The sequence below is a fragment of the Sphingomonas sp. LY29 genome (assembly GCF_035593985.1).
In the GTDB taxonomy this organism is placed as follows: domain Bacteria; phylum Pseudomonadota; class Alphaproteobacteria; order Sphingomonadales; family Sphingomonadaceae; genus Sphingomicrobium.
Window position 1 is genome coordinate 729,779 of the sequence record NZ_CP141587.1, and the last position, 12,500, is coordinate 742,278.

General features: G+C 63.1%; 13 protein-coding genes and 1 tRNA gene. 10 read left to right on the forward strand and 4 right to left on the reverse strand.

Annotated elements, in window-relative coordinates:
- The first annotated feature begins 157 nt into the window (after positions 1–157).
- The 7 genes from SH584_RS03675 to SH584_RS03705 all read left to right on the forward strand — a co-directional run bounded on the left by SH584_RS03675 (position 158) and on the right by SH584_RS03705 (position 4,283).
- Positions 158–1,840, forward strand: a complete 1,683-nt coding sequence (locus tag SH584_RS03675) for a fatty acyl-AMP ligase (RefSeq protein ID WP_416222294.1) — start codon at positions 158–160, stop codon at positions 1,838–1,840.
- Between the two features lie 73 nt (positions 1,841–1,913).
- Positions 1,914–1,989: transfer RNA gene (locus SH584_RS03680), tRNA-Trp, on the forward strand.
- A 103-nt stretch (positions 1,990–2,092) separates the two neighbouring features.
- The gene (gene secE, locus SH584_RS03685) at positions 2,093–2,290 is read left to right on the forward strand and encodes a preprotein translocase subunit SecE (protein ID WP_322842510.1); all 198 of its coding nucleotides are present in this window, start codon (positions 2,093–2,095) and stop codon (positions 2,288–2,290) included.
- Between the two features lie 15 nt (positions 2,291–2,305).
- Complete coding sequence (nusG, locus tag SH584_RS03690) at positions 2,306–2,845, forward strand: transcription termination/antitermination protein NusG (protein WP_322842511.1); 540 nt, start codon at positions 2,306–2,308, stop codon at positions 2,843–2,845.
- Between the two features lie 188 nt (positions 2,846–3,033).
- Positions 3,034–3,261, forward strand: coding sequence for a hypothetical protein (locus tag SH584_RS03695; RefSeq protein ID WP_324808649.1), 228 nt, complete (start codon positions 3,034–3,036; stop codon positions 3,259–3,261).
- A gap of 5 nt (positions 3,262–3,266) precedes the next feature.
- Positions 3,267–3,476 (forward strand): hypothetical protein, encoded by a 210-nt coding sequence (locus SH584_RS03700; protein WP_324808651.1) that lies wholly within the window; start codon positions 3,267–3,269, stop codon positions 3,474–3,476.
- Between the two features lie 57 nt (positions 3,477–3,533).
- Positions 3,534–4,283, forward strand: coding sequence for a Crp/Fnr family transcriptional regulator (locus SH584_RS03705; protein ID WP_322842514.1), 750 nt, complete (start codon positions 3,534–3,536; stop codon positions 4,281–4,283).
- A 6-nt stretch (positions 4,284–4,289) separates the two neighbouring features.
- Here SH584_RS03705 and SH584_RS03710 read toward each other — a convergent pair whose 3' ends face one another.
- The 4 genes from SH584_RS03710 to SH584_RS03725 form a co-directional block, all read right to left on the reverse strand.
- The gene (locus SH584_RS03710) at positions 4,290–5,195 is read right to left on the reverse strand and encodes a hypothetical protein (protein WP_322842515.1); all 906 of its coding nucleotides are present in this window, start codon (positions 5,193–5,195) and stop codon (positions 4,290–4,292) included.
- Complete coding sequence (locus SH584_RS03715) at positions 5,192–6,640, reverse strand: glycosyltransferase family 2 protein (protein ID WP_324808654.1); 1,449 nt, start codon at positions 6,638–6,640, stop codon at positions 5,192–5,194. Before SH584_RS03715 ends, SH584_RS03710 begins: the two co-directional genes overlap by 4 nt.
- A gap of 271 nt (positions 6,641–6,911) precedes the next feature.
- Complete coding sequence (locus SH584_RS03720) at positions 6,912–8,519, reverse strand: bifunctional GNAT family N-acetyltransferase/carbon-nitrogen hydrolase family protein (RefSeq protein ID WP_322842517.1); 1,608 nt, start codon at positions 8,517–8,519, stop codon at positions 6,912–6,914.
- 29 nt (positions 8,520–8,548) lie between these two features.
- Entirely contained in the window at positions 8,549–8,887 is a 339-nt protein-coding gene (locus SH584_RS03725; RefSeq protein ID WP_322842518.1) for a DUF6481 family protein, read from the reverse strand.
- Positions 8,888–9,146: 259 nt separating this feature from the next.
- Between SH584_RS03725 and rplK the strand changes: the two genes are divergently transcribed.
- From rplK to SH584_RS03740, 3 genes are all read left to right on the forward strand, one after another.
- A complete protein-coding gene (rplK, locus tag SH584_RS03730) occupies positions 9,147–9,578 on the forward strand; it encodes a 50S ribosomal protein L11 (RefSeq protein WP_322842519.1) in 432 nt (143 codons plus the stop codon).
- A 4-nt stretch (positions 9,579–9,582) separates the two neighbouring features.
- Positions 9,583–10,281 (forward strand): 50S ribosomal protein L1, encoded by a 699-nt coding sequence (gene rplA, locus SH584_RS03735; protein WP_322842520.1) that lies wholly within the window; start codon positions 9,583–9,585, stop codon positions 10,279–10,281.
- Positions 10,282–10,388: 107 nt separating this feature from the next.
- Complete coding sequence (locus SH584_RS03740) at positions 10,389–12,443, forward strand: ATP-binding protein (protein ID WP_473964674.1); 2,055 nt, start codon at positions 10,389–10,391, stop codon at positions 12,441–12,443.
- Positions 12,444–12,500 lie beyond the last annotated feature (57 nt).

Sequence of the window (12,500 nt, forward strand, 5' to 3'; positions counted from 1 at the left end):
GATTGGGCGCCGTTGTGGCTGACGCAATTTGTTCGGCCTTGCGACAATGGACAGGACAATAAGAGTGCCCGACGGCCAGACGATCGACGCCAACTCCGCCCATGGCGCTCTCGCGCCCGACGGCTACACTCCGACGATCGACGCCTTGCCGCGTCGAATGGCTGATTTCGCCACACTCGGCGAAGCGCTCGATTATGCCGCCACCGGCGCTCGCGGGATGAATTTCCACGATGCGCGCGGCACCCTGCTCCGCAGCTATCCCTATTCCGATCTTCGCGACGACGCGGTCGATCTTGCCCGGCGCTTCGTGTCGATGGGCTTCAAGCCGGGCGATCGCCTTGCCCTCGTCGCGGAAACCGGTCCCGAGTTCGCTGCCTGCTTCTTCGGCGCCATCTACGCCGGCCTCTGGCCCGTGCCCTTGCCGCTCCCGACCAGCTTCGGTGGCCGAGATGCCTATGTCGATCAATTGGTGGTCATGCTCACCAGCAGCGATCCCAGCCTCTTTCTATTCCCGCCCGAACTCGCGGACTTCGCGACGGCAGCGGCCGAGCGCAAGGGGATCAAGGCGCTCGATTGGACCGACCTTTCGGGCGTCGAGCCCTCATCGGTCGACCTGCCGCAGGCGTCGGGACAGGACATCGGCTATCTACAGTATAGCAGCGGCTCGACCCGCTTCCCGCACGGCGTCGCCGTCAGCCATCGCGCGCTGCTCGACAACCTTCGCGCCCACAGCATCGGCGTCGAGGTTCAGGACACCGACCGCGTCGTCTCGTGGCTACCCTGGTACCATGACATGGGGCTGGTCGGCTGCATGCTGTCGCCGATCGCCAACCAGATCAGCGTCGACTATCTGAAAACCGAGGATTTCGCGCGTCGGCCGCTCGCCTGGCTCGACCTCGTCAGCCGCAATCCGGGCACAACCCTGTCCTACTCGCCGACCTTCGGTTACGACATCTGCTCGCGCCGCATGTCGTCGCAGACCCGCGCCGCGGATCGCTTCGACCTGTCGCGCTGGCGCATTGCCGGCAACGGCGCCGACATGATCCGCCCCGACGTCATGCAGGCGTTCGTCGACAGTTTCGCCGACGCAGGCTTCAAGGCGCAGGCCTTCTGTCCGAGCTACGGCCTCGCCGAGGCGACGCTGGCGGTGTCGATCATGCCGCCCGGTGAAGGCATTCGGCTCGAGCTCGTCGAAGAGAGCGAATTATCGGGCGTCGGCACGCCCGCGCAGGAACGCCCGCGTCGCTATCGCGCCATCGTCAATTGCGGGAAGCCCGTCGAAGGCATGGAGATCGAAGTGCGCGGCGCCGACGGCGACATTCTCGCCGACCGGTCGATCGGCAAGGTCTGGGTGCGTGGTACCTCGATTATGGAAGGCTATTTCCGCGATCCCGAATCCACCGCGGCCTGCATGGTGGGCGGCTGGCTCGACACCGGCGATATGGGTTACCTGTCCAACGGCTACATCTTCATCGTCGGCCGCGCCAAGGACATGATCATCATCAACGGCCGCAACCATTGGCCGCAGGACATCGAATGGGCGGTCGAGCAGCTTCCCGGGTTCAAGTCGGGCGACATTGCGGCATTCGCAATCACGGGCCCGTCGGGCGAGGAAACGCCCGCCGTGCTGGTTCATTGCCGCGTCAGCGACGCCGGCGAGCGCAGCCGGCTTCGCGACGATATTCGCGAGCGGGTCCGCGCGATCACCGGTATATCACCCGTTGTCGAATTGATCCCGCCGCGCAGCCTGCCGCGCACCTCGTCGGGCAAACTGTCCCGCACGAAGGCGCGCAATCTCTATCTTAGCGGAGAGATCCAGCCGTTCGACGTCGCCGCCTGACGGTCTGGCGGCGGTTTTCCGGTGCGACGCTCTTGCGCATGCATCGCCGCCGCATTAGGTCGCGGATCGGCTTAGGGGTATAGCTCAGTTGGTAGAGCATCGGTCTCCAAAACCGAGGGTCGTGGGTTCGAGTCCCCCTGCCCCTGCCAGCCGCCGCTTGCGTCATCGGACCGCTTCGCGCTATGAGGCAATCAAGAGGTCTAGCGGCGCGCCGCGGGCCTCCTTTTTTTAAGCTTCGAGATGGGACGACAAGTGGCAAAGGTTTCCCCGGGCGAATTCGTCAATCAGGTCCGCGCCGAAGGCCGCAAGGTCGTCTGGCCGTCGATGAAGGAAACCCGCACCACCGCGATCATGGTCCTGATCATGACCACGCTGCTGGCAATCTTCTTCTTCGGGGTCGATTCCGCATTCAGCGCGATCGTCCAGTGGCTGATCAGCCTGCTCGGCTAATATACAAGGAACGACATGTCCCGCTGGTACATCATCCACGCTTATTCCGGCTTTGAGAATAAGGTCCGCGACTCGATCATGAGCGAGGCCAAGCGCCTCGGCCTCGAAACCTTGGTCGAGGCGGTCGAGGTTCCGACCGAAACGATCACCGAGGTCAAGCGCGGCAAGAAGGTCCAGTCGGAACGCAAGTTCATGCCGGGCTACGTGCTGGCGAAGCTGGGCATGAACGACGACGTGTATCACCTCGTCAAGAACACGCCGAAGGTAACCGGCTTCCTCGGTCCGAACGGCAAGCCGCAGGCGATCCCCGACGCGCAGGCTGCGCGCATGCTCGATACCAAGGACGAGACGGCCGCGGCGAGCCCCAAGCAGAAGATCAAGGTCGACTACGAGATCGGCGATGCGGTCAAGGTGCTCGACGGTCCGTTCGCAAGCTTCAACGGCGTCGTCGAGGAACTCGATTTCGACCGTGGCCGGGTCAAGGTCAGCGTGTCGATCTTCGGTCGTGCGACCCCGGTCGAACTCGAGTTCGAGCAGGTCGAGCGCGTCAAGTAATCGCGTCTGCAATGCAAGTTTCGAGGGCGGCTTTCGGGCCGCCCTTTTTTTGCTTTGGCGTCCTGGTTTTCCCTCTTTGTTCGCTTTTTGGACCAATATAATCTAGGTGATATTCGCGCGGGATGGCCGCCGGTATCTCCGTGTTCCGGGCTCGTAGCGTTCCAGCCCGACGAGGGGACTTATCGACCATGCGCGAGCGCCAGCCGATCGACGATACTACTTTGGCCTATTACCGGCTGCGTTCTGCGCAAGAGCATGAGCGGGCCCGCGAAGCCGCCGATCCGATGATACGTCGCATCCATTCGACGCTTGCCGAGCGATATGACGCCCTGATCGACAATATGGTGAAGCATAGCCTGGAGATCGTGCGCGAGAGTCCCAGCTATGGTGCCGCGTCCCTCGGCCAGTCGAACTGAAGTCGATGGCGACCGATCCCATGACGGGCAAGCACAACCATGGTGCGAGCTGGACCGACGAAGCGACTCGCGAATTGGCGGACTTGTTCGCTTCGGGCCGCACCGTCCCTGAAATCGCAAAGCAGCTTGGCCGCACTCAGGAAGCCATCCGCTCGATCGGCCTTCGTCGGGGGCTGATCAAGCCGCGACCGCGGCGTTCCGACCCTGCTTCCTGATCGGCCCAAGCTGTCCTAGGCTCGCCGAGAGTTTCCGACCGGAGGTCGCCCATCAAGATGCAACGGCCGCTTGAGCTTTTCCTTCGCCGCCTCCTTCTTCGCAACACGCTGTCGCAAGCAGACATCGACGCATTGCTGAGCATCGATGCGCCCTTGTCCACCATTCCGGCACGACAGGATCTGGTGGTGCCCGATCAGCACGTCGATTTCGCCTGCCTTGTACAGGCGGGCTTGGTCGGGCGAAGCGACTGGCTTGCAAACGGCGAGCGGCGTGCGACCGCGATCTATTTGCCGGGTGACATGTGCGACCTTCATTCGGTGGCTTTTCCGGTCGCTGGATGGGGCATCACTGCCTTGTCGGAATGCGCGATCTTCCGCGTGCCGCACGCTCAGCTGGAGGAACTCTTCCACCGCCGACCCGCGATCGGCATGGCGATCTGGCGCGACACCGTCGTCGATGCGTCGATCCTGTCGAAGTGGGTCAGCATGCTGGGCGGAAGCTCGGCGCGGCAGCGGTTCGCGCACCTGCTCTGCGAAGTCGGGCTGAGATTGGAGACGATGCACCGAGGCAGTCGGGATCGGTTCGACCTGGCAATGACGCAGGACCAACTGGCTGAACTGCTCGGCATCACGACGGTGCATCTCAATCGCACCTTCCAGCAGATGCGGGAGGAAGGATTGATCAGCGGTGGTCGCGGTCGTTCCAACCGTTTCGACGCCCAGATCGAAGTGCGCGACTGGAAGCAGTTGGCCGCCGTTGCGGAGTTCGACAGCAGTTATCTGCTGCTCGGCCGACGCGACCGCTGAAGCGCATCAAAAGGCGCGCGTGATCCCAAGGTTCGCGCGGACATAATGGTAATCGCCCGAGTTGGTGATCGGCGTGCTGGTGTAGACGATCTCCCCTGTCGCTCCCCATCCGGCAACCAGTGCGGGGCGGTCGGCGCGAAGATTGAGGTAGCGCGATGCGCGCCAGCCTGACGCGCTGTCACGCTGAGCGCCCAGGCCGCCAGCGGCAAGCAGGCGCCAGCCACCCGTGAAACGCCGAACCTGCAGGACTGGAAGTGCCTCGGCATACCAGCGCGGCGAGTAATAATCATATTCGTTAGGGTCGCTGTTGCGGAAGTAACGGGTACGGAGCTGCGCGCTGAGCCCCCACTCCGACTTCAGCACCTGAATTAGGTTGCCGCGCAGGTGGACGCGGACATTGTCTCCGGTGAATTCCTGCAATCCGCCAAGCAGCGTCGCCTGCGTCGTGTCGCCCAGCGGCACGTCGACCGCGGCTCCTCCGAAGGTGTAATAAAGCCCGCGCGACACGCCGATCGGCGTCTCGATCTTGTCGCGTTCGATGAAATATTCCTGCCGCAGCGGCGCTTCGTTGTTGATGGACGCGCTGCCGACGACTGTGTCGCCGTCGGTGCCGACCGACGTGCGGTATTTCCAGTCACCCAACCGGTCGGCGAGACGCAAATAGACTCGCGTGTCATGATCGCGGTTACCGCCAGACGGCGAATAGCGAAGACGCTCGATCCGGAAACCGGCGTAGCTGTCCGGATCGCGATACTTAAGGTCGAGGTTTACGCCTGCGCGAACGACCTCAGTATCGTCGGCGTCGCTGGAATAGGTGATGTCGGCGCCGACCGCGTGCCGAGGCTCTGCGCGTTCCTGTGACACTGCTGGCGCGGCGAGGAGCCCAAGGATCAAGGCCAGTTTGACGGTCATTTCGTTCCCCATTTTTTCTGGCGGCCGATCAGCTCGGAGACATATCCCCACAGCGACACCGGCTGCATCAGCACGGCATAGCCGACGATGTAGAGCAGCAAAGCGCGGTAGTTCTGGCGGACTTTCAGCCCGGACTCGCGGAACATGCGCTTCTGGATGCGATAGATGATGATGTTCCACAGGGCGGCCAGCGGAAGCGTCAGCAATGTCATCGGTCCCGCGATCCAGAACAGACCGAAGAAGGCGACGATGACGCCCGGAATGAAGACGAGCGTGAACACGAGGTCCATCGGCAGGAACAGCACGTTCCACCAGATGAACATGGTGGACAGCCGCGGCTTTACCGTCAGCCCCTTGTGATGGTGGAATGCTTCGATCAGCCCCCGCGCCCAGCGACGGCGCTGATGAGCGAACTGCCGGTAGGTTGTCGGCGCGCTGGTGAACGCGACCGCATCCTCGGCATAGCCGGTGCGATAGCCGCGCTTCAGCAGGGCCCAGGTCATCACGATGTCTTCGCCGACACACTCGGGCCAGCCGCCGATTTCAATCAACGCATCGCGGTCGTAGATCGAAAAGGCGCCCTGCGCGACCAGCGTGCCGTGATACATGCTCTGCATGCGCTTCACCGCGGCGATGCCGTGGAAATAGTCCCATTCCTGGAGACCGGCCATCATCGAATCGCGCGAGTTCCCCACCAGGATCGCGCCAGCGACCGCGCGCGTTTCGGGCGGGTCCGCCTCATAACGCTCGACGATCTTCGTCAGGCTGTCGGCGCGGAGACGCGTGTCCGCATCGACAGTCACGATCAGCGAATGACTGGCCTCCTGCAGGCCGCTGTTCAGAACCGCCGCCTTGCCGCGGTTCTCGGCATAGTTGATGATCCGCAGCGTCACATTGCTCGGATAATGGAGGCCCGTCCGCCCGCGCTCGGCCTGCTCGGCGGTTCGGTCGGTCGATCCATCATTGAGCACGAGGATTTCGATCTCTCCGGGATACCGCTCCCTCGCCAGGCTGGCGAGCGTGTGAATGATCGTGCGCTCCTCCTGATACGCCGCCACCAGGATGGTGAGGCCCGGATAATGATCGAGCCGAAGGCGCGGCGGGCGCCGGTCGAGCAGCAGCGACACGATCAGGAACGCGTTCATAAAGCCGGGGGCGTAGGCGATGAAGGTGAGGCAGAAGAGCGCAACCAACGGATGGCTCAGGGCGGACAGATCCTCGAGCCACGGGCGCGACACGATCACGCTGAACACCAGCCAAGCCGTCGCGAGGATTAAAGCGACGAGGAATTTGGCGCCGACCGGCACGTAGAATCGACGGCGCTCGCGCAACACGTCGCCCCCGCCCCGACGACCGTCACGGAAACGGTGCGCAGGCGGGTTCATCCCGATCGGGATGTCGACCGGACGGCGGTCGGTGGTGGCGGTATCGTGGGGAGAGGACATAGTTTTTACAGACTCGGCATCGACCGAGCTAGGAGACGCGCATTATCAAATCGTTAACGTCGGCTGCAAACCGGAATGGAAAATGGAGAATTAACGCAGGCCTTTAGGGAATTCTTCACCGTGCGCAAGGCAAAGTTTGGGCATGGCGACCACCCTGCTTCAAGAAATCGTCGACAAGGCCAGTGACATCATGCTGGTGGCCATGCTGTTCGGGGCGCAGGCTGCGCTGGCGACCGGATATGCCTGGGAATTGGTCCGCTAGGGACGACGTCTAGCCGCCGCCTGGCGACCGAGATCCCGTCGGCAGGGCGTCCGGCGATCCATTTTCCCCACGCCGCCCCTTCTTCCAGTCGATGCGGTAAAGGTCGAAGCGTCGGTCGGCGAGATTGCGGACAGTCCCTTCCGCTCGCGCCCATGTCAGGTCGGCCAGATTGACGTCGGCGATGGTCAGCGTTTCGATGTTCTCGCTCGCCTCCGCGGCGATGCCGTCGCGCGCAAACGGAAAATCGCAGGGCGTGAGAATACAGGATTGCGCGTATTGAATGTCCATGTTGTCGACGCCGGGCAGATTGCCGACGTTGCCCGACAGGACGACGTAGCATTGGTTCTCGATGGCGCGGGCCTGGGCGCAATAGCGTACGCGCATATAGCCCTGCTTGTTGTCGGTGCAGAACGGCACGAAGATGATCCGCGCACCCTCGTCGACCAGCCGCCGCGCCAGTTCGGGAAACTCGCTGTCGTAACAGATCAGGACGCCAATCGGCCCTATGTCGGTCTGGATGACGTCGACCGAGCTTCCGCCCTTGATCTTCCACCAATAGGCCTCGTTCGGCGTCGGGTGGATCTTCTCCTGCGAGTGGACCGATCCATCGCGCAGGCAGACGTAGGCGACATTCTGGATGCTGCCGTCTTCGGTCCGGGTAGGGTGCGATCCGCCGACGATGTTGATGTTGTAGCGAAGCGCCATCCGCGAAAGCTCGGCGACGATCGGCGCGCGATGCTCGGTCAGGCGATCGATCGCCTCCATCGGCGACAGATTGTCCTTCTCGAACGACAATAGCGAGAGCGTGAACAGTTCGGGAAAGACGACGAAGTCGGAACGGTAATCGGCGGCAACGTCGACGAAATATTCGACGTTCTTCACGAACTCCTCGAAATTCTCGACCGCCCTCGCCTGCAGTTGAACGGTCGCGAGGCGCACCCCCTCGACGTCGCGCGGGACGCGGAATGCCGGCGGTTCATTGGGATCGACGTAAGGGTTGCGCCACACCATGTGCGCGGCGAACCCGCCCGATGCCTTGTCGAACGGCAGATAGTCGCGAAGCACGCCGATCGGGTTGAAGCCATTCGCAATCTGGAAGCCGATCACCTGATCGCGAAACTTCCCCTCGCGCACTTCGGCGAGATATTCTTCCGGCCCGGCCACTTTCGACTTGGCGCGGAGGTAGCCGGGCATCCGGCCACCGAAAACGATTCCGCGAAGTTCCAGGCGCTCGGCGAGCGCCCGGCGCGCGTCGTACAGGCGCTTACCGATCCGCAGGCCCCGCTGGCGTTCGTCGACCACCATTTCAATCCCGTAGAGCCAGTCGCCGGTCGCATCGTGGCGGCTGCCGAAGCCGTTGCCGCTGATGGTTGCCCAGTCGTGCGGCGCGAGAGCCACCGCCTCGTCGATGCGCGACGATGCCGCATAACCAACGATGACTCCGTCGAGCACCGCGACAAACTGGCCTTCCGGGAAATTGTTGATCTGGCCCCGGACCTGGCCCGCGCTGTAATTTTCGACGTTGGGATAGGCGCGGCTGATCAGCGACAGGACGCCCGGCACGTCGGCCGGGACCGCAAGCCGCACATCAAGCTTGGCGGGACTTTTCTTCGACATGATGATCCCTTCCGTCGCCGGCGATGCGCTTACTTGCGGTTCTTCCGTGCTGCGTAGCGCGCGTCGCGAGCCGCCTTCAATTCCGCCTCGGTCGGCGCTGCCGGCTTGGCGGCGGCTTGGGCGGCCTTCAAGAGCTTGTCCTGCTTCGCCTGTTCGCGTTCGGCAGCGCGCGCTGCATTCTTCTCGGCCTGGGCGGCTTCGCGCGCCGCGCGGGCGGCATTGCGTTCGGCCAACACGGCGGGGTCGATCGCCGGCTTCGAACGGAGCTTGTCGAGCGCCGCCTGCTTCGCGGCGGCGGCGCGTGCTAGGCGTTCCTGGAAAGTCGAACCGTCATTCTTCATATTCTTGGGCACCTTGAAAATCGGCATGTAAAATGGAAGGCCGACAGGGCCCACGCGGTGGATCATGATGGAAGTAAGCGCCAGCGATAGGCTCCCGGGCGCCGTCGGTAAAGGCAGACCGCTCCACACCGGCTACTAGGCAAAGCGGATCGCTTGCGCTAAGGGCGCGCGCTTCCAACGCATCGCATTGGGAATTGCGGGAGGCAGCGTTCGCGTTGCCGTCTGGACCGCTAAACTTGAACCGGGCGCCTCGATCCGTCGGCGCGCCCCCTACAGAGTGAGACACATGGCCAAAAAGATTACCGGCTATATCAAGCTGCAGGTGCCGGCCGGCACCGCCAATCCCTCCCCGCCGATCGGCCCTGCCTTGGGTCAGCGCGGCGTCAACATCATGGAATTCTGCAAGGCGTTCAACGCCGCGACGCAGGACATCGAAAAGTCGGCTCCGGTTCCGACGGTCATCACCGTCTATGCCGACCGCAGCTTCTCGTTCGTGACGAAGACCCCGCCGGCGAGCTTCCTTCTGAAGAAGGCCGCGAAGCTGAAGTCGGGCTCGAAGGAGCCGGGCAAGGTTTCGGCAGGCACCATCAAGCGCTCGCAGCTCAGCGAGATCGCCGAGATGAAGATGAAGGATCTCAACGCCAACGACATCGACGCGGCGACGAAGATCATCGAAGGTTCGGCCCGCGCGATGGGCCTCCAGGTTGTGGAGGGCTAAGGACATGGCAAAGCTGACCAAGAAGCAGAAGGCCCTCGACGGCAAGGTCGAGCCGATGAAGCTCTACCCGATCGACGAAGCGATCAGCCTCGTTCAGAGCCTGGCGACGTCGAAGTTCGACGAGAGCGTCGAAATCGCGATCAACCTGGGCGTCGACCCGCGCCACGCCGACCAGATGGTCCGCGGCGTCGTCAACCTCCCCAAGGGCACCGGCAAGGACGTTCGCGTCGCGGTGTTCGCGCGCGGCGACAAGGCCGAGGAAGCGACCAAGGCCGGCGCCGAAGTCGTCGGTGCGGAAGACCTGATGGAAGAAATCCAGGGCGGACGCAGCGACTTCGATCGCGTCATCGCCACCCCCGACATGATGGGGATCGTCGGTCGCCTCGGTAAAGTTCTCGGCCCCAAGGGCATGATGCCGAACCCGAAGCTCGGCACGGTCACGCCGAACGTCGGCCAGGCCGTCAAGGACGCCAAGTCGGGCCAGGTCGAGTTCCGCGTCGAGAAGGCTGGTATCATCCATGCCGGCATCGGCAAGGCGAGCTTCCCGCAGGCGGACATCAAGGCGAACTTCGACGCGTTCGTCGATGCCATCGTCAAGGCCAAGCCGACCGGCGCCAAGGGCAAGTATGTCCGCAAGGTCGCGCTCAGCTCCTCGATGGGCCCGGGCGTCAAGGTCGACACCTCGGAGATGGCGGGCGCTTGATCGCCTGACCGATCGACCGTTAGAAACAGGGCCGGGGCGGCGACGCCTCGGCCCTTTTTCGTGGCGAGCGCGTTGGGCAGCAAAAGATTTGCGAACAAGGGCAGTCAATGAGCGATGAAACGGGCGCGGCACGCGGCGCCACCGACCAGCAGATTCCCTCGATCGCCCCTGCCCCCGAAGAGCGTTACCGCAAGCTGTTCGAAGAAATGGACGAGGGCTTTTGCATCATCGAATTCTTCGATGGTCCGCACGGCCCGTTAAGCGACTACATCCACATCGAGGCGAATGGCGCTTATGCCCGCCATGCGGGCATTCCCAACGTCGTCGGCCAGAAACTGCGCGAAATGGTGCCGGACGAAGCCGATTCCTGGGTAGCCCGTTATGGCGAAGTGCTCCGCACCGGAGAGCCGATTCGCTTCGAGCAGGAGCTGGTCGCCACCGGTCGCTACCTCAACCTGTCTGCGTTCAGGATCGAGCCGCCAGAGCTCAAACAGGTCGCAGTCCTGTTTCAGGACCTCACCGCGCGCAGGACCGCCGAGGTTGCGTTGCAGGACCTCAATCGGACGCTGGAGGAACGGGTGAAGCAGGCGATGGCCGAGCGCGCCGTTCTTGCAGACATCGTCGAGGGGACCGCCGCCTTCGTCCAGGTGATGGACCGGGATTACCGCTGGCTCGCGATCAATTCCGCATCGGCATCCGAATTCGAGAAGATCTATGGCGTTCGTCCCGAGGTCGGCCAATCGGTAAAGGACGTTCTCGCCGATCAGCCGAACAATCTTGCCGACATCCTTTCGGTATGGTCGCGCGCGCTGGCGGGCGAGGAGTTCGTCGAGATCGCCGAATTCGGCGATCCGGGACGCGCACGGCGATCGTATGAAATGCGGTTCGGCGTCCTGAAGGATCCGAACGATCAGCAGATCGGTGCGTTCCAGTTCGTGTTCGACGTGACCGACCGACTGCGCGAGCAGGAGCGCTTGGTCGAGGCCGAGGAAGCGCTCCGCCAAGCACACAAGATGGAGGCGGTCGGCCAGCTGACCGGTGGCCTCGCGCATGACTTCAACAATCTGCTGGCGGGGATTTCGGGCTCGTTCGAGATGATCGCGACCCGCCTTGCCCAGGGCCGCACCGCCGACGTCGACAAATATCTGGCGGCGGGACAAGGTGCTGCTCGACGCGCTGCGGCGCTCACGCACCGCCTGCTTGCGTTCGCGCGGCGGCAGACGCTTTCGCCGAAACCGATGGGCGTCAACTCGCTGATGAATGATCTCGTCGAACTGGTGCAGCGCACGGTCGGCCCGGGGATCGAGGTCGAGACCGTCCTTGCCAGCAGCCTCTGGCTGACGATGGTCGATCCCAACCAGCTCGAAAACGCGATCCTCAACCTGTGCATCAACGCGCGCGACGCGATGCCGACCGGTGGACGGATTACGATCGAGACGGGCAACCGCTGGCTCGACCAGCGCGCAGCGAAGCAGCACGGTCTCGATGCGGGGCAGTATGTCAGCATCTGCGTAAGCGACACCGGCACCGGCATCGCCAAAGACGTCCTGCCGCGCGTGTTCGATCCCTTCTTCACGACCAAGCCGATCGGCGAAGGCACCGGGCTCGGCCTGTCGATGGTCTACGGCTTTGCCCGTCAATCGAACGGCCACGTCCGCGTCTACAGCGAACTCGGTCAGGGGACGATGGTCTGCATCTACCTGCCTCGCCATGTCGGACGCGAAGAATCAACGGACGCGAGCCAGCCCAATTTCGAACAGATCAATGTCCGAGACGGCGAGACCGTCCTCGTCATCGACGACGAGCCCGTCGTCCGCATGCTGGTTGTGGATGCGCTGGAAGAACATGGCCTTGCCTGTCTGGAGGCCGAGGACGGAGTCGAAGGCTTGCGGATCATCGAATCCGACGCGCGGATCGACCTTCTGATCACCGACGTCGGGCTTCCGAACGGCCTCAACGGTCGTCAGGTCGCCGACGCCGCGCGGGCGCTTCGCCCCGACCTCAAGATCCTTTTCATCACCGGCTACGCCGAGAATGCGGTCCTGAGCCACGGACACATCGGCCACGGTATGGAAGTTCTGACCAAGCCCTTCGCAGTCGACACGCTCACCACCCGGGTCAATCGGCTGCTTGGAAACGACGGCATCGCCGGACGTCATTGACCCCTCAATTACTACTTTAGATCAATGAACTTGGCTAAAAGATACGGCATAGTTTTC

Bases quoted from the DNA above. Each gene is read 5' to 3' on its own strand.
- SH584_RS03675 (WP_416222294.1), top strand. From the start codon at position 158: ATGGCTGATTTCGCCACACTCGGCGAAGCGCTCGATTATGCCGCCACC.
- nusG (WP_322842511.1), top strand. From the start codon at position 2,306: ATGTCCCGCTGGTACATCATCCACGCTTATTCCGGCTTTGAGAATAAG.
- SH584_RS03695 (WP_324808649.1), top strand. From the start codon at position 3,034: ATGCGCGAGCGCCAGCCGATCGACGATACTACTTTGGCCTATTACCGG.
- SH584_RS03700 (WP_324808651.1), top strand. From the start codon at position 3,267: ATGGCGACCGATCCCATGACGGGCAAGCACAACCATGGTGCGAGCTGG.
- SH584_RS03705 (WP_322842514.1), top strand. From the start codon at position 3,534: ATGCAACGGCCGCTTGAGCTTTTCCTTCGCCGCCTCCTTCTTCGCAAC.
- SH584_RS03710 (WP_322842515.1), bottom strand. From the start codon at position 5,195: ATGACCGTCAAACTGGCCTTGATCCTTGGGCTCCTCGCCGCGCCAGCA.
- SH584_RS03715 (WP_324808654.1), bottom strand. From the start codon at position 6,640: ATGTCCTCTCCCCACGATACCGCCACCACCGACCGCCGTCCGGTCGAC.
- SH584_RS03720 (WP_322842517.1), bottom strand. From the start codon at position 8,519: ATGTCGAAGAAAAGTCCCGCCAAGCTTGATGTGCGGCTTGCGGTCCCG.
- SH584_RS03725 (WP_322842518.1), bottom strand. From the start codon at position 8,887: ATGCCGATTTTCAAGGTGCCCAAGAATATGAAGAATGACGGTTCGACT.
- rplK (WP_322842519.1), top strand. From the start codon at position 9,147: ATGGCCAAAAAGATTACCGGCTATATCAAGCTGCAGGTGCCGGCCGGC.
- rplA (WP_322842520.1), top strand. From the start codon at position 9,583: ATGGCAAAGCTGACCAAGAAGCAGAAGGCCCTCGACGGCAAGGTCGAG.
- SH584_RS03740 (WP_473964674.1), top strand. From the start codon at position 10,389: ATGAGCGATGAAACGGGCGCGGCACGCGGCGCCACCGACCAGCAGATT.